This window comes from Nitrospirillum amazonense (assembly GCF_029594735.1).
Classification (GTDB): Bacteria; Pseudomonadota; Alphaproteobacteria; order Azospirillales; family Azospirillaceae; genus Nitrospirillum; species Nitrospirillum amazonense.
Map to the genome: position 1 here is coordinate 447932 of NZ_JARPAF010000001.1, position 21674 is coordinate 469605.

The 21674-nt window shown below is 66.6% G+C and carries 24 protein-coding genes and 1 pseudogene; 20 read left to right on the forward strand and 5 right to left on the reverse strand.

The window, feature by feature from the left end:
• The first annotated feature begins 84 nt into the window (after window positions 1-84).
• The 5 genes from P5F91_RS01735 to P5F91_RS01755 all read left to right on the forward strand — a co-directional run bounded on the left by P5F91_RS01735 (window position 85) and on the right by P5F91_RS01755 (window position 5575).
• On the forward strand, window positions 85-1260 hold the full coding sequence (locus tag P5F91_RS01735; RefSeq protein ID WP_145613486.1) for an alanine racemase: 1176 nt from the start codon (window positions 85-87) through the stop codon (window positions 1258-1260).
• 5 nt (window positions 1261-1265) lie between these two features.
• On the forward strand, window positions 1266-1691 hold the full coding sequence (locus tag P5F91_RS01740) for a RidA family protein (protein ID WP_145613487.1): 426 nt from the start codon (window positions 1266-1268) through the stop codon (window positions 1689-1691).
• A 104-nt stretch (window positions 1692-1795) separates the two neighbouring features.
• Window positions 1796-3244 (forward strand): aldehyde dehydrogenase family protein, encoded by a 1449-nt coding sequence (locus P5F91_RS01745; RefSeq protein ID WP_246134612.1) that lies wholly within the window; start codon window positions 1796-1798, stop codon window positions 3242-3244.
• A 10-nt stretch (window positions 3245-3254) separates the two neighbouring features.
• On the forward strand, window positions 3255-4598 hold the full coding sequence (locus P5F91_RS01750; protein ID WP_422394439.1) for an NAD(P)/FAD-dependent oxidoreductase: 1344 nt from the start codon (window positions 3255-3257) through the stop codon (window positions 4596-4598).
• Window positions 4599-5287: 689 nt separating this feature from the next.
• On the forward strand, window positions 5288-5575 hold the full coding sequence (locus P5F91_RS01755; RefSeq protein ID WP_277906297.1) for a mechanosensitive ion channel family protein: 288 nt from the start codon (window positions 5288-5290) through the stop codon (window positions 5573-5575).
• On the opposite strand, the pseudogene P5F91_RS01760 reads toward P5F91_RS01755, so the two are convergent.
• The 4 genes and pseudogenes from P5F91_RS01760 to P5F91_RS01775 all read right to left on the reverse strand — a co-directional run.
• A pseudogene (locus P5F91_RS01760) lies at window positions 5575-5839 on the reverse strand (IS3 family transposase); the annotation flags it as partial. The gene P5F91_RS01755 and the pseudogene P5F91_RS01760 sit on opposite strands and share 1 nt — an antisense overlap.
• Before the next feature lie 112 nt (window positions 5840-5951).
• Window positions 5952-6767 carry a xanthine dehydrogenase gene (locus P5F91_RS01765; RefSeq protein WP_145612720.1) on the reverse strand — a complete coding sequence of 272 codons (816 nt, stop codon included), beginning with the start codon at window positions 6765-6767 and terminating at the stop codon, window positions 5952-5954.
• The gene (locus P5F91_RS01770) at window positions 6767-7192 is read right to left on the reverse strand and encodes a thioredoxin domain-containing protein (RefSeq protein WP_145612719.1); all 426 of its coding nucleotides are present in this window, start codon (window positions 7190-7192) and stop codon (window positions 6767-6769) included. Before P5F91_RS01770 ends, P5F91_RS01765 begins: the two co-directional genes overlap by 1 nt.
• A complete protein-coding gene (locus P5F91_RS01775) occupies window positions 7189-7614 on the reverse strand; it encodes a response regulator (RefSeq protein ID WP_145612718.1) in 426 nt (141 codons plus the stop codon). The genes P5F91_RS01770 and P5F91_RS01775 overlap by 4 nt, the downstream gene beginning before the upstream one ends.
• A gap of 426 nt (window positions 7615-8040) precedes the next feature.
• Between P5F91_RS01775 and nifH the strand changes: the two genes are divergently transcribed.
• From nifH to P5F91_RS01835, 11 genes are all read left to right on the forward strand, one after another.
• Complete coding sequence (gene nifH / locus P5F91_RS01780) at window positions 8041-8925, forward strand: nitrogenase iron protein (RefSeq protein WP_145612717.1); 885 nt, start codon at window positions 8041-8043, stop codon at window positions 8923-8925.
• Window positions 8926-9035: 110 nt separating this feature from the next.
• On the forward strand, window positions 9036-10535 hold the full coding sequence (nifD, locus tag P5F91_RS01785) for a nitrogenase molybdenum-iron protein alpha chain (RefSeq protein ID WP_004274320.1): 1500 nt from the start codon (window positions 9036-9038) through the stop codon (window positions 10533-10535).
• Window positions 10536-10573: 38 nt separating this feature from the next.
• Entirely contained in the window at window positions 10574-12133 is a 1560-nt protein-coding gene (gene nifK / locus P5F91_RS01790; RefSeq protein ID WP_145612716.1) for a nitrogenase molybdenum-iron protein subunit beta, read from the forward strand.
• A gap of 134 nt (window positions 12134-12267) precedes the next feature.
• A complete protein-coding gene (nifE, locus tag P5F91_RS01795) occupies window positions 12268-13914 on the forward strand; it encodes a nitrogenase iron-molybdenum cofactor biosynthesis protein NifE (RefSeq protein ID WP_145612715.1) in 1647 nt (548 codons plus the stop codon).
• Window positions 13915-13919: 5 nt separating this feature from the next.
• Entirely contained in the window at window positions 13920-15302 is a 1383-nt protein-coding gene (gene nifN / locus P5F91_RS01805; protein WP_145612714.1) for a nitrogenase iron-molybdenum cofactor biosynthesis protein NifN, read from the forward strand.
• On the forward strand, window positions 15299-15694 hold the full coding sequence (gene nifX / locus P5F91_RS01810) for a nitrogen fixation protein NifX (RefSeq protein WP_145612713.1): 396 nt from the start codon (window positions 15299-15301) through the stop codon (window positions 15692-15694). The genes nifN and nifX overlap by 4 nt, the downstream gene beginning before the upstream one ends.
• 5 nt (window positions 15695-15699) lie before the next feature.
• The gene (locus tag P5F91_RS01815; RefSeq protein ID WP_145612712.1) at window positions 15700-16170 is read left to right on the forward strand and encodes a NifX-associated nitrogen fixation protein; all 471 of its coding nucleotides are present in this window, start codon (window positions 15700-15702) and stop codon (window positions 16168-16170) included.
• A gap of 18 nt (window positions 16171-16188) precedes the next feature.
• The gene (locus P5F91_RS01820) at window positions 16189-16422 is read left to right on the forward strand and encodes a CCE_0567 family metalloprotein (RefSeq protein ID WP_145612711.1); all 234 of its coding nucleotides are present in this window, start codon (window positions 16189-16191) and stop codon (window positions 16420-16422) included.
• A gap of 15 nt (window positions 16423-16437) precedes the next feature.
• Window positions 16438-16740, forward strand: coding sequence for a ferredoxin III, nif-specific (fdxB, locus tag P5F91_RS01825; RefSeq protein ID WP_004274327.1), 303 nt, complete (start codon window positions 16438-16440; stop codon window positions 16738-16740).
• A 7-nt stretch (window positions 16741-16747) separates the two neighbouring features.
• Complete coding sequence (locus tag P5F91_RS01830; protein WP_145612710.1) at window positions 16748-17362, forward strand: nitrogen fixation protein NifQ; 615 nt, start codon at window positions 16748-16750, stop codon at window positions 17360-17362.
• 11 nt (window positions 17363-17373) lie between these two features.
• Window positions 17374-17751: a Rieske (2Fe-2S) protein gene (locus P5F91_RS01835; protein ID WP_145612709.1), complete on the forward strand. Its 378-nt coding sequence runs from the start codon at window positions 17374-17376 to the stop codon at window positions 17749-17751.
• A gap of 27 nt (window positions 17752-17778) precedes the next feature.
• Here P5F91_RS01835 and P5F91_RS01840 read toward each other — a convergent pair whose 3' ends face one another.
• Window positions 17779-18381, reverse strand: a complete 603-nt coding sequence (locus P5F91_RS01840) for a hypothetical protein (RefSeq protein ID WP_277906310.1) — start codon at window positions 18379-18381, stop codon at window positions 17779-17781.
• A 281-nt stretch (window positions 18382-18662) separates the two neighbouring features.
• Between P5F91_RS01840 and P5F91_RS01845 the strand changes: the two genes are divergently transcribed.
• Genes P5F91_RS01845 through nifV form a run of 4 tightly spaced genes read left to right on the forward strand, consistent with a single transcriptional unit; the run spans window position 18663 to window position 21653 of the window.
• On the forward strand, window positions 18663-18983 hold the full coding sequence (locus P5F91_RS01845) for a HesB/IscA family protein (protein ID WP_004274331.1): 321 nt from the start codon (window positions 18663-18665) through the stop codon (window positions 18981-18983).
• 11 nt (window positions 18984-18994) lie between these two features.
• Complete coding sequence (locus tag P5F91_RS01850) at window positions 18995-19300, forward strand: NifU family protein (RefSeq protein WP_277906311.1); 306 nt, start codon at window positions 18995-18997, stop codon at window positions 19298-19300.
• Window positions 19301-19320: 20 nt separating this feature from the next.
• A complete protein-coding gene (nifS, locus tag P5F91_RS01855) occupies window positions 19321-20502 on the forward strand; it encodes a cysteine desulfurase NifS (protein ID WP_277906312.1) in 1182 nt (393 codons plus the stop codon).
• Window positions 20503-20525: 23 nt separating this feature from the next.
• Window positions 20526-21653: a homocitrate synthase gene (nifV, locus tag P5F91_RS01860; RefSeq protein ID WP_277906313.1), complete on the forward strand. Its 1128-nt coding sequence runs from the start codon at window positions 20526-20528 to the stop codon at window positions 21651-21653.
• The last annotated feature ends 21 nt before the right edge of the window (window positions 21654-21674 follow it).

Here is a 21674-nt window from a genome sequence, read left to right on the forward strand (position 1 = left end):
TTGGACCCGCTTGACCACGCTTTCCAACCGGTCGCCCAACCAATCGTCGGCATGCATTTCCAAGAATCTCCAAGAGAACCCAAGATGATTGAAACCTTGTCCAAGCCGCCCGCCCATTCTGGTCAGATGACCCTTGACGCGGCTGAGACCCCGGCGCTGGTGCTTGACGTGGCGCGGTTTGATCGGAACGTGGCCCGATTGAAGGCGCGTTTGGCGCATCTCGGCGTTGGCTTCCGACCGCATGTGAAAACCGCCAAATCGATCGACGTGGCCCAGCGCCTTTTCGCGGGTGACCTGGGGCCGATCACCGTTTCGACAATAGCTGAAGCGGAATACTTCGCCGCCGCAGGTGCGACGGACATCGTCTATGCCGTCGGCTTGGCGCCGAAGAAGATCCCGCGGATACGTGACCTTGTGGCCCAGGGCGTGGACGTCGCGGTACTTATCGATACCGTCGAACAGGCCCAGGCCCTTGCCACGACGGCACTGGACGGCGGCGCGATGCCGGCGGTGTTGATCGAGATCGATTGTGACGGCCATCGCGGCGGGCTTTCCCCCGGTAACGCCGCGATCATCGAGATCGCGGATATTCTGCGGGCAGGGGCGGTGGAGGTCCGGGGTGTGCTCACCCATGCCGGGGAATCCTACGCGTGCCGGGGAGGTGTGGGCCTGGTGGAGGCTGCTGAGGGCGAGCGCGCGGCCGCGGTGGCCGCCGCCCAGGCTTTGCGCCGCCACGGGCACGCGGCGCCGGTGGTCAGCGTGGGCTCGACCCCGACCGCGCATTTCGCCCGCGATCTCGATGGTGTGACGGAAGTGCGCGCCGGTGTCTTCATGTTCTTCGATCTCGTGATGCATGGCATCGGCGTCTGCGCGGTCGATGACATCGCCGTCTCGGTGCTGGCCACCGTCATCGGACACAAGCTGGAAAAGGGCTGGATCCTGATTGACGCTGGCTGGATGGCCATGTCTCGCGACCGGGGGACGCAACGCCATCCCGTTGATCAAGGGTACGGCCTCGTCTGCGATATCGACGGTGTGCCGTGGCCGGATCTGATCGTGGATGATGCCAGCCAGGAGCATGGGATCATCAAGGTCCGGCCCGGCAGCGCCGCCGCGTTGCCCGACCTTCCGGTCGGTGCACGCGTGCGTATTCTGCCCAACCATGCATGCGCGACGGCGGCTCAGCATTGGGCCTACCAGGTGGTCACAACCGGCAGCCGCGACATCGTGGCGGCGTGGCCACGGATGCGGGGATGGTGAACCTCATGGAGATGAAGATCGAGACGTTGGAACCCGAGGGCCTTGCACGGCCAGGCGGCCACTACAGCCATGCCATCCGCTATGGCGGCTTGGTCTTCACGGCGGGCCAACTCGGCGTGCGCGCGGACGGCTCCCATACCGCTGATTTGGGGTTCGAAGATCAGGTCCGGCAGGCGCTGTCCAACGTGTTGGTGGCATTGCGCGCCGCTGGCGCTGGGCCCGGCGATATTCTCAAGGTCACTGCCTACATCGTCGGCGTTGAGAATTGGCCCTGCTTCAACGCGGTCTATGCCGAGATGATGGGGGACGCGCGGCCGGCGCGGACGGTGGTTCCGGTCGGCGAGTTGCATTACGGCTATCTGGTCGAGATCGATGCCGTGGCGGTGTGTGGCGCGACCGGCGCCCGGGAGGGCGCGATGAACATGATCTGATCGCAGCCTTCAGGTTTTCGATGGGCCGGCCATTCCGGCGAGCCCTGGTTTCCGTCCATCGTCGGCGCCTACCGCCGTCAGGATCTGGTGCGATGACATCTGGAATGAATTCGGTTGCGGCCGGGGATGTGAATCCGGGGCGGGCGCTTTATATCGACGGGGCATGGGGGCCGGCGTCCGGCCCGGTGTCGTTGCCGGTGGTCGACCCGGCAAGCGAGGCTGTGATCGCCGAACTCGCGGCGGCGACCGCCGCCGATCTCGACCGCGCCGTCGCGGCGGCGCGCGCGGCCCTGCCGGCGTTCAGCGCCACGCCGGTCGCGGATCGGCGTGCGCTGCTTGAGCGCATACACGCGCTGATCCTGGAGCGGGCGGAACCGCTGACCCAGGTGCTGTCGCGTGAGATGGGTGCGGCCATCAGCCATGCCCGCGCCGCCCATGTCCCCCTCGCGGCGGCGCACGTCCGTGCGGCTGCCGATGTGCTGGCGACCTATCCGTTCCTGACCATGCGGGGCACCACCGCCATCGTACGCGAGCCGATCGGGGTCTGTGGCCTGATCACGCCGTGGAACTGGCCGCTGTACCAAATAACGGCGAAGGTCGCCCCGGCCTTGGCTGCCGGATGCACCGTGGTGCTGAAGCCCAGCGAGTTGTCACCGCTGAACGCGTTGCTGTTTGCCGAAATCATGCACGACGCGGGCACGCCGCCAGGTGTCTTCAACTTGGTCAACGGCACCGGCCCGGAAATCGGGGCAGCCATGGCGGCCCATCCCGGTATCGACATGATCTCGATCACCGGTTCCAACCGGGCCGGCGTGCTGGTCGCCCAGGCGGCGGCGGTGACCGTCAAGCGGGTGACACAGGAACTGGGCGGCAAGTCGCCCAACGTTTTCCTGCCCGATGCCGATTTCCCGCGCGCCGTTCCGCTGGGTGTCATGGCCGCGTTCCGCAATGTTGGCCAGTCCTGCAGCGCGCCCACCCGCATGATCGTGCCCCGGGCCCGAATGGCGGAGGTGGAGGCCATCGCCCGGGCGACGGCCAGGGCCATCATCGTCGGCGATCCGTCCGACGGGAAGACCGTCTTGGGCCCCATCGCCAACCGCGCCCAGTTTGAACGCGTCCAGGCCATGATCGCCGCAGGTATCGCGGAGGGTGCCACTTTGGTCTGCGGCGGGCCCGGGCGTCCGGAGGGCAGGACCCGCGGCTTCTATGTCCGCCCGACGATCTTTTCGGGCGTCACGCGCGCGATGAGGGTCGCGCAGGAGGAAATCTTCGGGCCTGTCCTGTGCGTCATGCCTTACGACGATGTGGACGAGGCCGTCGATATCGCCAACGACACGGTCTTCGGGCTGGGCGGTCACGTCCAGGGGGGCGATATCGAACGCGCGCGCGATGTCGCTCGCCGCATCCGCACCGGGCAGGTTCATCTCAATCATCCCGCCTGGGATCCCCACGCGCCGTTCGGCGGCTACAAGCGGTCGGGCAACGGCCGGGAATACGGGGTCTTCGGTGTCGAGGAGTACCTCGAAACCAAGGCCATACTCGGCTACGCCTGACCTTCGTCTCATGGGAGATCGCATCGCCATGTCGGCGCCTCTACGTCTCATCCAGTCCTCCCCCGCCTTGCCCACCGAGGCCGATGCCGTGGTGATCGGTGGCGGCATCGTCGGCGCCTTCGCCACCTATTATCTCGCGATGCGGGGCCTGAAGGTCGCGCTGGTCGAGAAGGGCGTGGTCGGCGGTGAGCAATCGAGCCGCAACTGGGGCTGGTGCCGGCAGCAGAACCGCGATGCGCGTGAACTGCCGATATCAACCAAGAGCCTCGATCTTTGGGACCGCTTCGCCGCCGACAGTGGTGAGGATGCCGGATTTCGACGCTGCGGCTTGTTTTATCTGAGCAACGACGAAGAGGAACTGGACACCTGGGCCCGCTGGGGCGCCTTCGCGCGGACGGTCGGCGTCAGCACGCGGATGCTCGATGGCGCCGAGGCGACCGAACGGGGCGGTTTCACGGGGCGGCGTTGGCGGGGGGGCGTGTTGGCCCCGACCGACGGCATCGCCGACCCCGGGCTCGCGGCCCCGGCGGCGGCAAAGGCGGCGATGCGGCACGGCGGCACCGTTCATCAAGGCTGTGCCGCGCGGGGCATCGAACTGGCGGGCGGCGCAGTGAGCGGCGTCATTACCGAAAAGGGCACCATCCGTACGAAGCTGGCCATACACACCGGCGGCGCGTGGGCCTCTTCCTTTTGTCATCAGTTGGGCATTCGCTTCCCCCAGGCATCGGTGCGCCAGTCCATTGTCGCGGTGGCCAGCGACCAGATCGATTTGCCGGACGCCCTTCACACCAAGTCGGTGTCGATCACGCGCCGTGGCGACGGGTGTCATACCCTGTCGATCAGCGGGTGGGCGCGGGTCGATCCGACACCCCAGTTCTTCCGCTTCCACCGCGAATTCCTGCCCATGTTCCTGCGGCGCTGGCGCAGCCTGTCGCCGGGGGGGCTGGAAGGCTGGCGCTCCGGTCATGAAACGGGCTCCCGCTGGACCGTCGATCAGTCGACGCCGATGGAGCGGATGCGTGTTCTAGATCCAACGCCGGATCCGCGCACGGTACGCCTGACAGTGAAGCGGGCGGTCGACCTCGTTCCTGCCCTTAGGGCCGCTCCAGTCATGAACACCTGGGCCGGCTATATCGATAGCACGCCCGATGGCGTCCCAGTGATTGGTGAGATACCCGACGTCCCTGGCTTCATCCTTGCGGCGGGATTCAGTGGCCACGGCTTCGGCATCGGACCTGGCGCGGGGCACCTGATCGCTGATCTTGCAACGGGCTCCACACCGATCGTCGATCCTCGCCCTTATGCCCTATCACGCTTCGACAAGGGCGAGAAAATCGATGTCGCGGACTTCTGAGTAGTAGAACTAGCGCGACAGCGTCGGCATTTAGGGCCGACGATGCGGTATTTCGAGCAGAGAAGCAGCTGACCCTGCGCCATTTTCTCCGCCATCTGACATAAGAACCGCCAGACAGTCCGAATAGCATCTAATTCTAGGTGTTCGGTCCCAGGGATTGATGGTGCAATGACCTCACAGGAATGGAGGGATGCACTATGGGCCAGATACTTCACGGCAGCGCCCGCCGAAGCTGAGGCTCGCTTCCACGCCATGACGGACACTCCGGCCATGGCCGCCTGACTCAAACCAAAACGCCTCCGACAATCCCGGCGCGCTTCAGTTTGCCGACACTGGCCCTTCTGGGCGCCAGGCGGCTTTAACGTTAAAGCACATCGACATAAAGACTCTTATTGAGCATCAAGTGTAGCGCCATCATCTGGGCGGTCATCATTGCTGCTTTTGGATGAAGGAGATATGGCTGTTTCCGTCAGGCGGCTGCCCGAAACAGCAAGTTAAGATGGTTGCGGGCCCCCGCAACCAAATACGAAACCCCCGCCCGCATTGCGCAGGCGGGGGTTTTGCTTTTTGGGCCCCGGGAGATTGGCCAGGACGACCCCGGTTCGGTCCTTTGGCATGGCCAAGGCTGGCGGAACCCGACCGCCTTCCCTATGTTCTTCACGCCCACATCGCCAACCGGAGGGTCGTGCATGCACTTGAATTTGCTCGCAGTGGATATCCCCGCGCTGGATACCGTGGACCAGAAGACCCAGGCGTTCCTGGTCAGCCTCAACGCCCTCATCCCTTGGATCGTGACCAACGGTGTCAACCTGCTGGCGGCCATCCTGATCCTGCTGATCGGCCTGTGGCTGTCGGGCAAGGTCAGCCGCATCGTCACGGCCGTCCTGGGCCGCACCCCGCAGTTCGACGCCATGTTGCGCGGTTTCTTCGCCAGCCTGGCGCGCTACGCCGTGCTGACGCTGACCGTGCTGGCCTAATACAGCCCGCCCTCGGCCGTCCAGCTGTAGGTGAAGTCCGCCACCCATTTCTGGTTCGGGCCGTCGGCGCTGAACTGCCGATCCAGCATGTTGCCGGCGACGAGGGATCGTTTCCCCGCATCCTTGGGAAGATCACGCCGGCGCGGCCGGGCATGCAGTCCCCGTTGGCGCATCAACCGTTCCACACGATGCAGGCCGCAGGCGATCCCCTCCGCCAGCAAGGTCGTGCCGGACACGCCAGGCGCCGTAGACGGTATCGGCGCGTTTCGGTGGCGTTCTTGACACGGCTGGCTTGTCCGGAGATGGCGGCTACGCGGCGGACGCGATTCAAAGATATGTCACTGCCGGCCTCATGGCGCGCCCTAAGGCGGGGGCCTCAGCGGATCGGCACTGGACGGATGTGCGTGGTCAGTGCCGTGCCGACGGCTTGGGCTATGGTCTGGGCGCGGTCATCGACGCCGGCCCAGACGGCGCCCCGGACACGGGGGTCGACCTCCAGCAGCTTGACGCCGGCGGGCACCTCCGTCCCGTCCCGCACCACGCCGCGCAGGATGCCGTCGAAAGGGGCCTGGACGGCGGCGGCGCCCAGATAGCCAATGACATAGTCCTTGAAGACGCGGGAGCCGATCTCCATCGCCGTGTGCCAGCGGCCGGGGAAGGCGGAATAGGCGAAGCGTTCCGCCCCGCGGTTGCCCAGGGGCCGGACGATGCCGTCCGCGGGTTCCGTCGCGCCCTCGCGTACCAGGGCGCCCTGTCTGCCGGGCTTGGTCTCGATGGCGAAGTCGCAATTCTCACCGGCGGTGAAGCCGGGGCCGAGGCCGACGGTGACCTTGGCCAGGCGGCGCAGGTCGGGGGTGGTGCTGTATTTCTGCAGCCGGGCATCGACCAGCAGATCCAGGGTTCGGATGACGATCAGGTCCAGCAGGCCCAGTTCGGTGATGACCACGCCCTGGCGGCGGGCCAGGGCCGCCGCCGCGGCCATGCCACCGTCCACCCTTTCGGCGGCGATGCCCGCCAGGGTCACCGGGTCGTCGAACAGCGCGTCGTGGAAGGCCATCTTGCGGCGGATGACGGGGGGCGACGGGTCGTGGGACATGACCACGCCGTAACCCTGCTGGTGAAGCCGGATCGCTACGGCGGAGGCGATCTCATTGGTGCCTAGGATGATGGCGTAAGGCGCACGATCGGTCATCACGGCGTTCCAGTGCTCTTGGGGGTGGGGCAGGGGCTGTGCGGGTGGGAGCAGCCGGTGGCCACGGCCTCCAGGTCCCCCGCCAGGCCCAACCAGTCGCGCAAGCTCTCGAACCCGGCATGGCGCAGGCCGTCCACCTCCGCCAGCGGCCGGCGGATCAGCAGCGGATCGGCCACCATGAGGTTCAGGGCTGTGGCCGCGTCCAGGACGGCGGGATCGACGGTTCCCGCCTTCACGGCGGGTGCCGCCGGGTTGAACCAGGTGGCGACGGGCGCGTGGCCGAGGAAATCGCGCAGCCGTTCCGCCGTCCAGGGCTCGGCCAGCAGGTCGCGGACCAGCACCGTATGCCCCGCCGCCTCCAGCGCCCGGCGCTGGCGGGCGTTGGTGCGGCAGCCGGGCTTTTCATAGAAGACAATGGTGCTCATACCAGTTGCACCAGGGCGGCGCCGCCGATGCGGCCCAGCACCGTGTCCACCTTGCGGCGCACGTCGGCCAGGGCCAGCGGCTTGACCAGCGCGCCGTGGGCGCCTGCGGCCAGGGCTTGTAGCGCCAGCGCTTCCTCCGCTTTGGCGCAGACGATCAGCACCCGCACGCCGGGGAAGGTGCGCAGCAGGTCGCCCACCAGGCCCACGCCCCGTTCCGCCAGGAAGGCGGCACCCAGCAGCACCACGTCGGGTTTCAGCCAGTCCACGCCCTTGGCGTAGGCCTCCTCCGGCGTCGCCAGTTCATGCGCCTCGATCTCGTCATGCAGCATGAACTGCAAGGCGGCGCGGGTGATCTCATCCTGGTCCACGACGAAAACCCGCCGTTGGTCCACGGCCTTGGCGGTCTCGACCCCAATCTGCATGGCACGCCCTTTCCAATGATGGGCTGCCCCGTCCCGGGCATTGGGGTGTCCACAGCAATTTCCGTTCCGCAGGCGCTCATGGCCCAGGGAAGCAGCGGGGCCGGGCTTTTCCCGCACGGACGGGCGGCGGTGGGCTTGTTCCGTTTGCGACAGCCGCACACCGCCTGTCGGGTTCGGCACATCTTTGTCGGGGGCGTGGCAGTCGGTACAAGTATAATAATATCAACAGCTTATCATAAATCCTCCACTTGGCACACCGGTTGCTGAAATACCGGTCGGCTAGTGAGGGCTGAGTGCACGCCTACGCGTTGTCGAGCGATGTGCTCCTTCCCGAAATCCGCGGGCCAGCTTCTGCGAACGAGGATCGCCCCGACCTCAACCGGGGCATTGGCAATCGGCTCAACAATCGGTTCAAGGAGACCTTGAATGTCGGCACTGCGACAGATCGCGTTTTACGGCAAGGGTGGCATCGGCAAGTCCACCACCTCCCAGAACACCCTGGCGGCCCTGGCTGAAATGGGCCACCGCATCCTAATCGTCGGCTGCGATCCCAAGGCGGATTCCACCCGCCTCATCCTGCACGCCAAGGCCCAGGACACCATCCTCAGCCTGGCCGCCGCCGCCGGCAGCGTGGAGGATTTGGAGATCGAGGATGTCATGAAGGTCGGCTACCAGGACATCCGCTGCGTGGAATCCGGCGGTCCGGAGCCGGGCGTGGGCTGCGCCGGCCGCGGCGTCATCACCTCCATCAATTTCCTGGAGGAGAACGGCGCCTATGAAGACATCGACTACGTTTCCTATGACGTGCTGGGCGACGTGGTGTGCGGCGGCTTCGCCATGCCTATCCGCGAGAACAAGGCGCAGGAAATCTACATCGTCATGTCCGGCGAGATGATGGCCATGTACGCGGCCAACAACATCTCCAAGGGCATCCTGAAGTACGCCGTGTCCGGCGGCGTGCGCCTGGGCGGCCTGATCTGCAACGAGCGCCAGACCGACAAGGAGCTGGAGCTGGCGGAGAACCTGGCCAAGAAGCTGGGCACACAGCTGATCTACTTCGTGCCGCGCGACAACATCGTGCAGCACGCGGAACTGCGCCGCATGACGGTGCTGGAATACGCGCCGGAGAGCGCCCAGGCCAACCACTACCGCAACCTGGCCACCCGCATCCACAACAACGCCGGCAAGGGCATCATCCCCACCCCCATCACCATGGACGAGCTTGAGGACATGCTGATGGAGCACGGGATCATGAAGGCCGTGGACGAAAGCCTGGTCGGCCGGACCGCCGCCCAGCTGGAACTGGCCTGAGCTGGAACTCGCCTGATCGGCGACGGCCGCCGGTGCCGCCCGGTCCCTCCGCATGGGGGCCGGGCGCGCGCCAGCGGGCTTTCTTCACCGGGGAACATGAGGGCAGCGAAATGAGTATGTCGGAGACGCAGAGCGTTGCGGAGATCAAGGAACGCAACAAGGAACTGATTGCCGAGGTCTTGCAGGTTTACCCGGAGAAGACCGCGAAACGGCGCGCCAAGCACCTGAACGTGCATGAGGCCGGCAAGTCCGATTGCGGCGTGAAGTCCAACCTGAAGTCCATTCCGGGCGTCATGACCATCCGCGGCTGCGCCTACGCCGGGTCCAAGGGCGTGGTGTGGGGCCCGATCAAGGACATGATCCACATCAGCCACGGCCCCGTGGGCTGCGGCCAGTATTCCTGGGCGGCGCGGCGCAACTATTACATCGGCACGACGGGCATCGACACCTTCGTGACCATGCAGTTCACCTCAGACTTCCAGGAAAAGGACATCGTTTTCGGCGGCGACAAGAAGCTGGCCAAGATCATCGATGAAATCCAGGAGCTGTTCCCGCTGAACAACGGCATCAGCATACAATCGGAATGCCCCATCGGCCTGATCGGTGACGACATCGAGGCGGTGTCGAAGGCCAAGTCCAAGGAATACGAGGGCAAGACCATCGTGCCCGTGCGCTGCGAGGGCTTTCGCGGCGTGTCGCAGTCCCTGGGCCACCACGTCGCCAACGACGCCATCCGCGACTGGGTTTTCGACAAGAGCGCGGCCAAGCCGGCGGCGTTCGAGGCCAGCCCCTACGACGTGGCCATCATCGGCGACTACAACATCGGCGGCGACGCCTGGTCATCCCGCATCCTGCTGGAGGAGATGGGCTTGCGCGTCATCGCCCAATGGTCGGGTGACGGTACCCTGGCGGAGCTGGAGAACACGCCCAAGGCCAAGCTGAACGTCCTGCACTGCTACCGTTCGATGAACTACATCTCGCGCCACATGGAAGAGAAGTACGGCATTCCCTGGTGCGAGTACAATTTCTTCGGCCCCAGCAAGATCGCCGAATCCCTGCGCAAGATTGCCAGTTACTTCGACGACAAGATCAAGGAGGGGGCCGAGCGCGTCATCGCCAAGTACCAGGCGCTGACGGACGCCGTCATCGCCAAGTACCGCCCGCGCCTGGAAGGCAAGACGGTGATGCTGTTCGTGGGCGGTCTGCGCCCCCGCCACGTCATCGGCGCCTATGAGGACCTGGGCATGGAGGTGGTGGGTACCGGCTATGAGTTCGGCCACAACGACGACTATCAGCGCACGGCCCAGCACTACGTCAAGGACGGCACGCTGATCTACGACGACGTGACCGGCTACGAGTTCGAGAAGTTCGTGGAACGCATCCAGCCGGACCTGGTCGGGTCGGGCATCAAGGAAAAGTACGTCTTCCAGAAGATGGGCGTGCCCTTCCGCCAGATGCATTCCTGGGACTATTCCGGCCCGTATCACGGCTATGACGGCTTCGCCATCTTCGCGCGGGACATGGACATGGCCATCAACGCCCCCGTCTGGAAGATGGCCAAGGCCCCCTGGAAGGGCGCGGCGCAACCCCGCCTGCTGGCCGCCGAATAAGGCGCTCCCGTACGACGTTCTTCGGAAAGGTTTCCATCATGACGCAGAGTGCCGAAAACGTGCTCGACCATTTCGAGCTGTTCCGTGGCCCGGAATACCAGGAAATGCTGGTCAACAAGCGCCAGCAGTTCGAGAACCGCCGCGATCCGGCGGAGGTGGAGCGGGTGCGGGAATGGGCCAAGACGCCCGAGTACCAGGAAAAGAACTTCGCCCGCGAGGCGCTGACCATCAATCCGGCCAAGGCCTGCCAGCCGCTGGGCGCCGTCTTCGCCGCCGTCGGCTTTGAAAGCACACTGCCCTTCGTACACGGTTCCCAAGGCTGCGTCGCCTATTACCGCAGCCATTTCTCCCGCCATTTCAAGGAGCCGTCCTCCTGCGTGTCGTCGTCGATGACCGAGGACGCGGCGGTGTTCGGCGGCCTGAACAACATGATCGACGGGCTGGCCAACGCCTATGCCATGTACAAGCCCAAGATGATCGCCGTCTCCACCACCTGCATGGCGGAGGTGATCGGCGACGACCTGAACGCCTTCATCAAGACGGCGAAGGAGAAGGGCTCCGTCCCCGCCGAGTATGACGTGCCCTTCGCCCACACCCCCGCCTTCGTCGGCAGCCACGTCACCGGCTACGACAACGTCATGAAGGGCATCCTGGACCATTTCTGGGACGGCAAGGCCGGCACCGCGCCCAAGCTGGAGCGCGTGCCCAACGGCAAGATCAACTTCATCGGCGGCTTCGACGGCTACACCGTCGGCAACCTGCGGGAGATCAAGCGCATCTTCGGGCTGATGGGGATCGACTACACCATCCTGGGCGACACCAGCGACGTCTGGGACACCCCCACGGATGGCGAATTCCGTATGTACGATGGCGGCACCACCCTGGAAGAGGCGGCCGACGCCATCCATGCCAAGGCCACCGTTTCCATGCAGGAATACTGCACGGAAAAGACCCTGCCGTTCATCGCGGCGCATGGGCAGGAGGTCGCCGCCTTCAACCACCCGGTGGGTGTCGCCGGCACCGACCGTTTCCTGATGGCATTGGCCCGCCTGACGGGTACGGAGATCCCGGTGGAGCTGGAGCGGGAGCGCGGCCGGCTGGTCGACGCCATCGCGGACTCCAGTGCCCACATCCATGGCAAGAAGTTCGCCATCTACGGCGATCCCGACCTGTGCCTGGGCCTGGCCGGCTTCCTGCTGGAACTGGGGGCGGAACCGACGCACGTGCTGGCCACCAACGGCAGCAAGGCCTGGGCGGCGAAGGTGCAGGAGCTGTTCGACAGTTCCCCCTTCGGGAAGAACTGCCACGTCCATCCCGGCCGCGACCTGTGGCACCTGCGCTCCCTGCTGTTCACGGAGCCGGTGGACTTCCTGATCGGCAACACCTACGGCAAGTACCTGGAGCGTGACACGGGCACGCCGCTGATCCGCATCGGCTTCCCCATCTTCGACCGGCACCACCATCACCGCTTCCCGCTGTGGGGATATCAGGGCGGGCTGAACGTGCTGGTGACCATCCTGGACAAGATCTTCGACACGATCGACCTCAACACCAACGTGCCATCCAAGACGGACTACAGCTTCGACATCATCCGCTGACGGCGGGCTTGGCCTCTCCGTGGCGTCTTCCCCAAAGACGCTTGCGTCCTGGCCGCGCCGCTTTGTCCCCCGGGGTTTCCCGTCGGGGCTGGCGGCGCGGCGCTTCTTGACCCGTTCAGGTGAGGAACACGGAAATGAGTTCGCTGTCGGCCACCATCCAGGACGTCTTCAACGAGCCCGGTTGCGCCAAGAACGCCACCAAGTCGGCGGCTGACCGCAAGAAGGGCTGCACCAAGCAGCTGCAGCCGGGCGGGGCGGCTGGCGGGTGTGCCTTCGACGGCGCCAAGATCGCCCTGCAGCCGCTGACCGACGTGGCCCACCTGGTCCACGGCCCCATCGCCTGCGAGGGCAATTCCTGGGACAACCGGGGCGCCAAATCCTCCGGCCCGACCCTGTGGCGCACCGGCTTCACCACCGACATCAATGAGACGGACATCGTCTTCGGCGGGGAGAAACGCCTGTTCAAGGCTATTCGTGAGATCATCGAGAAGTACGACCCGCCGGCGGTCTTCGTCTACCAGACCTGTATCCCGGCCATGACCGGCGACGATATCAACGCCGTGTGCAAGGCGGCGCGGGAGAAGTTCGGCAAGCCGGTCATCCCCGTCAATTCCCCGGGCTTCGTCGGGCCCAAGAACCTGGGCAACAAGCTGGCGGGCGAGGCCCTGCTGGACCACGTCATCGGCACCGAGGAACCGGACGAGACGACGCCCTACGACATCAACATCATCGGTGAATACAATCTGTCGGGCGAGCTGTGGCAGGTGAAGCCCCTGCTGGATGAGCTGGGCATCCGCATCCTGTCCTGCATCTCTGGCGATGGACGCTATCGCGAGGTGGCCTATTCCCACCGCGCCCGCGCGGCGATGATGGTGTGCTCCAAGGCCATGATCAACGTGGCCCGCAAGATGGAGGAACGCTACGGCATCCCCTTCTTCGAAGGGTCGTTCTACGGCATCGGCGATACCAGCGACAGCCTGCGCCAGATCGCCCGGCTGCTGGTCGAGCGGGGGGCGCCGTCCGACCTGCTGGACCGGACGGAGGCGCTGATCGCGCGGGAGGAGGCGCGGGCCTGGGCCGCCATCGCGCCGCTCAAGCCGCGCTTCGCCGGCAAGAAGGTGCTGCTGATCACCGGCGGGGTGAAGTCCTGGTCCGTGGTGGCGGCCCTGCAGGAGGCGGGGCTGGAACTGGTGGGCACCAGCGTCAAGAAATCCACCAAGGAGGACAAGGAGCGCATCAAGGAACTGCTGGGCCAGGATGCCCACATGATCGAGGACATGACCCCGCGCGAGATGTACCGCCTGCTTAAGGATGCCAAGGCGGACATCATGCTGTCGGGCGGCCGGTCGCAGTTCGTGGCGCTGAAGGCCGCCATGCCCTGGCTGGACATCAACCAGGAACGCCACCACGCCTACATGGGCTATGTCGGCATGGTGACGCTGATGGAACAAATCGCGCGCACCCTGTTCAACCCGGTGTGGGAGCAGGTGCGGCGCCCGGCGCCCTGGGATGACCCGGGCAATACCTGGCAGGCCCGCGCCGACGCCCAGCTGGCGGCGGAGGCTGCCGATCCGGAGAAGATTGAACAGGCGCGGCGGGCTGGTGCCGTCTGCACCTGCAAGGGTGTGGACCTCGGCACCATCGAGGACGCGGTCCGCGCGCATGGGCTGACATCGCTTGACGATGTACGCCGGCATACCGCGGCGGGCACCGGCTGTGGCGCCTGCGCCAGCCGGGTGGAAGAGGTGCTGGCCGCCCTGCCGGCCCTGGCGGCGGAGTAGGGGCCATGGCGACGGTCACCCACGTCAAGAAGGCCTGCGCGGTCAACCCGCTGAAGATGAGCCAACCCATCGGCGCCGCCTTGGCCTTCATGGGCCTGCGCGGCGCCATGCCCCTGCTGCACGGGTCGCAGGGCTGCACCTCCTTCGGGCTGGTGCTGTTCGTCCGCCACTTCAAGGAGGCCATCCCCCTGCAGACGACGGCGATGAGCGAGGTCGCCACCGTGCTGGGCGGCTACGACAATGTCGAACAAGCCATCCTGAACATCCACAAGCGCACCAAGCCGGAGATCATCGGCATCTGTTCCACCGGCGTCACCGAGACCAAGGGCGACGATGTGGAGGGTTACATCCGCCTGGTGCGGGAACGCCATGCGGAGGTGGCGCACCTGCCGCTGGTCTACGTTTCCACCCCCGACTTCAAGGACGCGTTCCAGGATGGGTGGGGCAAGGCCGTGACCCGCATGGTGCAGGAACTGGTGGCAGCCCCCCCGGCCGATGCTGCGCGCGACCCGGCCAGGGTCACGATACTGCCCGGCTGCCACATGACGCCGGGTGATTTGGACGAGTTGCGCACCATCCTGGAGGATTTCGGGCTGAAGTCCAGCTTCCTGCCCGACCTGGCGGGCTCGTTGGACGGCCACATTCCGGAAGACTTCACCCCCACCACCATCGGCGGCATCGGCGTGGATGAGGTGGCGGGCCTGGGCGCCTCATCCTGGGCCATCGCCATCGGTGAGCAGATGCGCCCAGCGGCGGAAGCCTTGCGGGACAGGACGGGCGTGCCCTTCCGCCTTTTCCCCCGCCTGTGCGGGCTGGAGGCGACCGACGCCTTCATCATGTTCCTGTCGGAGATCAGCGGCCGGCCGGTGCCTGTCAAATACCGGCGGCAGCGCGGACAGCTGGTGGACGCCATGCTGGACGGACACTTCCACATTGGCGGCCGTAAGGTGGCCATCGGGGCGGAGCCCGACCTGCTGGCCCATGTCGGCGGTATGCTGCACGCCATGGGCGCCCACATCACCGCCGCCGTCACCACCACCCATTCGCCCGTGCTGGCTGGGGTGGAGACGGACGAGGTGCTGATCGGCGACCTGGAGGATCTGGAGCGGCGGGCGCGGGAACGGGGGTGCGACCTCTTGATCACCCATTCCCATGGGCGCCAGGCGGCGGCCCGCCTGGGCATTCCGTTCTTTCGCATGGGCCTGCCCCTGTTCGACCGGCTGGGGGCCGGGCACCTGGTTTCCGTCGGCTACCGCGGGGCGCGGGATTTGATCTTCGCCCTCAGCAACCTGGTGATGGCCGACACCGAACAGCATCACGGGGCCACCCCCGACACCTGGCGGGTGGTGGACGGGGACGGCGCTCAATCGAAAGGGGAAGCCGCATGAAGGTCGCTTTCGCCACGCAGGACATGAAGCGGGTCGACGCCCATTTCGGCTGGGCCCGCAACATCGCCATCTATGAGCTGGATCCCGACGGCTATCGCCTGCTGCAGGCGGTGGAGTTCGCCGGTGATCTGCAGGAGGACGGCAACGAGGACAAGCTGGCGCCCAAGATCGAGGCGATCAAGGACTGCGCCATCCTCTATGTCGCCGCCATCGGCGGGTCCGGCGCCGCCCGCGTCGTCGCCAGCAACATCCACCCCATGAAGGTCACCCAGCCGGAACCCATCGAGGATCTGCTGGAACGCCTGCGCGCCGTGCTGAACGGCACGCCGCCGCCCTGGCTGCGCAAGGCCATGGCCAAGGGGGCCGTCCGTACTCTGGATTTCGAGGATTGATACCCATGTCCGACGTTCTGGAACTGCCGCCCGAAACGGTGGCGGCGCAAAGCCCCTTCATCCGCCAGCTGATCGTGATCTGGCGCGCCCAGGACACCCACGGCACCTGGGAGGGCAAGGCCGACCTGGATTTGCTGGAACCCTACATCGTCGACAAGGAGAAGCGGCGGCAGCTGCCCATCCTGGGCGATCCGGATCCGGAGACCATCTGGCGGCTGGAGCTGTTCTTCAACGCCGTGGCGCTCAGCATCGAGCAGGCGACGGGCGTCATGGTGTCCCCCATGCTGAAGATGAGCCATGAGGGTTTCGGCCGCATGGTGCTGATCGGCGGCCGTCTGGTGGTGGTGAACAAGCAGCTGCGCGATGTCCACCGCTTCGGCTTCGACACCCTGGCCAAGCTGGCGGAGGAGGGGGGCAAATACGTCCAGGCGGGCGTGGACATGATCGGGCGCTTTCCCGACGTCGCCCGTTATTGAGCGGATAGGGGAATTGCCATGAGCGATGTCGAGGCCCTGAAGAACGAGATCAAGAAGCAATCGGCCCGGGCCATGCAGGCCAAGATGGACCTGCATGACCTGTCGGAGGAACTGCCCGTCAACTGGACCTCCATCCTGGAGGTGGCACAGCGCGCCCACGACGCCTTCGCGGCGCTGGAGCTCAAGCGCGCCGACCTGAAGACGCTGGAAACCGCCGGGGCCACCGCCGCCCAGCTGTCCGTCGCGCCTTAGAAGGAGTTCGCCCCCATGTCCTCGCTCACCCGCGACGGCCGGTCCTGGCAGCCGGATTTCCTGATCGCCATCGATGCCAAGCGCTGCATCGGCTGCGGTCGCTGCTTCAAGGTCTGCGGCCGTGGGGTCATGGTCCTGAAGGGCCTGACCGAGGAGGGCGACCTGGTCGATCTCGGCAATGATGATGACGATGATGAGATCGAGAAGAAGGTGATGGTCATGGACGACGCAGGCGCCTGCGTCGGCTGCCGCGCCTGCGCCCGCGTCTGCCCCGCCAATTGCCAGACCCATGCGCCCCTGGCGGCGGACGCGGCGTGAGGAAGTGATGCGTGCCGCCGATGCGTATGGCTGGCTGATGAAGCGGGCGGGGCCGGCCGACCCCTTCGATCTGCATGTGGTGGCCAGCATCCTGGCGCTGGCCTGGGCCGAGGCGCTGGCGGGGCGGGGATCTTTGCCGCTCTGCGCCGGCCTGGATGGCATCGCCCTTGAGGGCCTGGCCCTCCGCCTGTTTCCGGGCGCCTGGGCCGGCATGGCCGCGCTGGCGGACGGCCCCGCCGCGCTGGAGGAGGATGAGCAGGCGGTGCGTGACCTGCTGTGGATGTATGCCGACGGCGGCACCCCGCTGCAGCGCGACCTGGCGACCATGATCGCCCGACGGTGCAGCCGACCCAACCACCTTTGGCAGGATCTGGGTCTGCGCAACCGGGGCGAGCTGTCGTCGTTGATGCAGCGCCACTTCGGCGGCCTCGCCCGCCGCAACAGCCAGGACATGAAATGGAAGAAGTTCCTGTTCCGCATGATCTGCCGGGCGGAGGGCTTCACCCTGTGCACCGCCCCCATCTGTACCGAGTGCGATGACTTCGACCATTGCTTCGGGGCGGAGGACGGCGAGGCCATGCTGGCCCACCTCCGCTCCGGCCGGCCTCCGCCCGCCCATTGAAGATACCGCCCATGTCAGAGACTTATGTCCTGTGCCGCGTGGACGACATCCCCAGCCGCAAGGCCCGGGGCTTTCAGCTGTTGCGCGTTGATGACGAGGGAGAGCATCGGCCCTGGGGCATCATCGTTGTGCGCTGGGGCCGGCAGGTGGTGGGCTACGTCAACCGCTGCCCGCACAACGGCGTGCACCTGGACTGGGAACGCAACCAGTTCCTGGACCCGGACGGCACACGGCTGATGTGCGGCAAGCACGGCGCCCTGTTCGACCTGGGCACGGGCCTGTGCGTGGATGGTCCCTGCCAGGGCGCCGGGCTTGAGCCGGTGGCGCTGTCCGTCGAGGACGGCGACATCTGCGTCACCGGCGTCACCCTGGTGGAAGAGGCGCCGTAGCGCCCCCGCCCTGTATCAGACCGGGTATCAGACCGGCCGGTTCTCGTTGCGGTTCTTCACCGGCAGCATCTGCGCCACGCCATCCTCATAGCTTATGGCCGGATAGCTTCGGTCGAAGCGCCGGGCGACATCCAGCAGCACGTCCAGCTTGCCGGCGGTGTCCAGCTTCTTGATGTCGTTCTTGTCGACGCCCATCAGGTCCATCATCTCCTTCCACACGGTGGATTCATCGCAGGGCAGGACGATGAAGGTGATGCCGTTCAGGGTGACCTGGTAACCGGCCAGCAGGTCGATGTTGTTGCAGAAGATGAAGTACTTGCCGCCGGATCGCAGCAGGCCGGACAGCACCTCCGACACGTCCTTGAGGTAGGCGAAGGAATGGATGTAGCCCGCCAGCACGGGGATCGTCGCCTCTCCCTCCTGCGCGTAGGTCAGCACCTGTTCCAGCTTGTACTCCGGCGGGCGCTTTTCATCCGCGATGTGCGGCTGAAACTTCAGGGCGATGTCGCCGCGAAAGCCGAAGCGGCCGGGCTTGGTCGTGGGCGCCTTCAGCACGGCGTTCATCAGGCGGTCTTCCTGGGCCAGGCGGGCCAGGGCGGTTTTTTCGATCGTTGTCGCGGTGGTCGTCATCGGGGTGCGGCTCCTGTACGGGGGAGGCCCGCGGGGGCGGGGCCTCGAGCGCCCCTTTGCAAAGGCTTTGCCGGTTGGGGCAACCGGTCCGCCACCCTTGGATTTGCGGGATTTTTCGCGCGTCCCGTCCCACCGATTGCAGCAAATACCCCTGTCGCAAACCCGACATCGGGGGTGTGAACGCAACAGGGTTCGGCGGGAAAACCCATATTTTCCAATGAACTCGGCCTTGGCACGTCCCTTGCGGAGGATCGCAGGTCACCAACCCTGGCAGGTGCCCCATGATCAACTTGACCCCCAGCGCCCTGAATGCCGTCCGCAGCGCCATCGCCGGCGCCGCCAACCCCACGGGCGGGCTACGCATCAGCGTCGATGCCGGCGGATGCGCCGGCTACAAATACATGATGGGCCTGGCCGGCGAGGCGGGGCCGGAGGACACCGTCATCGACCAGGACGGCGTCAAGGTCTTTGTCGACACCAAGAGTCATGAGCTGCTGGACGGCACCACCATCGACTTCGTCGTGGCGCTGGAAGGTTCGGGCTTCACCTTCGACAACCCCAACGCCAAGTCCGCCTGCGGCTGCGGCAAGTCCTTCGGTTGAGGGGGCCGGCCATGCTGATCCCCACGCTTGAGGAACAGACGGTTGACCGGGCGGTGCCGGACGGGACGGAAGACCGCCGCGTCCAGGTCATCCGCGCCGCCATCGCCGAAATCCGCCCCGGCCTGCAACGGGACGGCGGGGATTGTGAGTTGCTGGATGTGGAGGGCGACATCGTGCGCGTCCGGCTGACCGGGGCCTGTGTCATGTGCCGCCTCAGTAGCGCCACGCTGGACGGCATTCAGGCCCGGGTGGTGGAGCGCCTGGGAACCTTCGTCCGCCTGGTCCCGGTCCTGGGCCGGGCGCCGGGCCCGCACTAATCCGGGAGGGGAACCATCTCATGCGCCCCGTCTACCTCGACAACAATGCGACGACCGCCACCGACGCCAGCGTGGTGGCCGCCATGTTGCCCTGGTTCACGGAGCGGTTCGGCAACCCGTCCTCCGCCCACGCCGTCGGCGCGGCGGCGGCGGACGGCATCCGGCTGGCGCGGCGCCAGGTGCAGGCCCTGCTGGGCGCCGCCCACGACCATGAGATCATCTTCACCTCCGGCGGGACGGAGGCCAACAACACGGCCATCCTGTCGGCCCTGGACAGCCAGCCCGGCCGGGATGAGATCGTGACCACCGCTGTGGAACACCCCGCCATCCTGGCGCTGGCGGCGCACCTGGAAAAGACGCGCGGCATCAAGGTGCACACGGTCGGGGTGGACGGCGACGGCCGCCTGGACATGGACGATTTCGAACGGGCGCTGGGGCCGCGCACGGCCCTGGTCTCCGTCATGTGGGCGAATAACGAGACGGGGACCTTGTTTCCGGTGGCGGCGCTAGCACGCCAGGCCCATGCCGCCGGCGCCCTGTTCCACACCGACGCCGTCCAGGCCGTGGGCCGGGTGCCCCTGGGCCTGCGGGACACGGACATCGACATGCTGTCGCTGTCGGGACACAAGCTGCACGGTCCCAAGGGTATCGGCGCGCTGTACCTGCGCAAGGGCACCGCCTTCCGTCCGCTGCTGCGCGGCGGCCGGCAGGAACGGGGCCGGCGCGGCGGAACGGAAAACGTACCCGGCATCGTTGGCTTGGGCGCCGCGGCCGACCTGGCGGCGCGCTATCTGGAAACGGAACGCGGCTGGATCGGCCGTCTGCGCGACCGGCTGGAGCAAGGCGTGCTGGCGCGGATCGGCCAGGCCCACGTTCTGGGCGACCGGGGCAACCGCCTGGCCAACACCGCCTGCATCGCCTTCGACTATGTCGATGCCGACGCCCTGCTGCTGATGCTGGACCGGGCGGGCATTGCCGTGTCCTCCGGCTCGGCTTGCGCCTCCGGCGGGACGGAGCCGTCGCATGTGCTGCGCGCCATGCGCGTGCCGGCCGGCGCCATCCGGGGCGCCTTGCGCTTCTCACTTTCCCGTGACACGGCCGTCGCCGACATCGACCGGGTGCTGGATGTCCTGCCCGACATCGTCGGCCGCCTGCGGTCCAGTTCGCCCCTCTGGCGGGACCGTGCCCCCACCTTCGCCTGACCCTTCGCTCAAGGAGACGCAGCATGCTCAAGGCACCGCCCATCGTCATCAATGACAGCACGTTGCGCGATGGTGAACAGGCGCCCGGCGTCGCCTTCACCACGGCGGAAAAGGTGGCCATCGCCCGCAAGCTGGAGGCCGCCGGCGTGGATGAGATCGAGGCCGGCATCCCCGCCATGGGCGCCGAGGAGATCGAGGCCATGGCCGAGATCGGCGCCTCCCTCCACCAGGCGGCGGCCATTGCCTGGTGCCGCATGACGGAGGCCGATGTGGACGCCGCCCTGCGCACCGGCCTGACGCGCGTGAACCTGTCCGTGCCGGTGTCCGACCGGCAGATCCGGGTGAAGCTGCAGATCAGCCGCCAGGACATCATCCCCCGCATCCGCCGCGTGGTGTCCTACGCGCGGGACCGGGGCCTGGCCGTGGCGGTCGGCGGCGAGGATTCCAGCCGGGCGGAGATGGACTTCCTGCTGCGCGTCGTCGCCGCGGCGGAGGAGGCGGGCGCCCATCGTTTCCGCTTCGCCGATACCGTGGGCATCCTGGATCCCTTCCGCACCCATGAGATCTTCCGCCAGCTGTGCGCGGAGACGGATTTGGAACTGGAATTCCACGGCCACGATGATCTTGGCTTGGCCACCGCCAACACCCTGGCGGCGGTGCGCGGCGGCGCCACCCATGCCAGCGTCTGCGTCCTGGGCCTGGGTGAGCGGGCGGGCAACGCGGCGCTGGAAGAGGTGGTGGCCGCCCTGGGTCCCATCGCCCAACGGCGGACGGGCGTGGACCTGACCCAGTTGACAGGCCTGGCCGAACTGGTGGCCGTAGCCGCCGGCCGGCCCATCCCGGCGGCCAAGTCCATCGTCGGTTCGGCCGTCTTCGCCCACGAGTCCGGCATCCACGTGTCCGGCCTGCTGCGTGACCCCGAAACCTATGAGGCCATCCACCCCGCCTGGTTCGGCCGCGTGCGCTCCATCGTGCTGGGCAAGCATTCCGGCATGGCCGCCATCAACAACGCCCTGGAATCGCTGGGCCTGTCACCGGATGAGGGCCGCACGCGCCGCGTGCTGGATGAGGTGCGCAACTGCGCCGTCGCCTGGAAGCGCCCCATCAATGAGGGCGAACTCTTGAAGTTCTACGAGGCCGCTGGCGACTGACCAGGGTGACGGACCGGCGGG